The following is a 305-nucleotide window of genomic DNA, read 5'->3' on the forward strand; positions in this document are numbered from 1 at the left end:
AGATTTAAGAATATATCTTAAAAACATACTAGATTATGAACTTACTCATATTAAAGAACATCGTCCCGATATCATAGCTTCTTGGAAATACTATCAAGAATTTGAAAAGATGTGTGGAAGCTAAATTATAAAAAGATTAAAAAAAGGTTATAAAATATCAACATATTTTTTATCGAAAATTTTAAAAAAATTAAGTAAAATTTAATGGGGGGGGGTATAATCAAATTTTAAAATCATAAACTATTATTATAGAATAAATTTTATATTAATTTTTATAATTAATATAATAACCATTTTTACTTATA

The 305-nt window shown here is 19.3% G+C and carries 1 protein-coding gene; it reads left to right on the plus strand.

The features are described from left to right. Window positions 1–124: DUF2972 domain-containing protein (locus GQV94_RS07680; RefSeq protein WP_200170450.1), on the plus strand; the 124-nt coding region annotated here is incomplete at its 5' end. Window positions 125–305: the final 181 nt, after the last annotated feature.

Source organism: Campylobacter sp. TTU_617 (assembly GCF_016599045.1).
Lineage (GTDB): Bacteria > Campylobacterota > Campylobacteria > Campylobacterales > Campylobacteraceae > Campylobacter_D.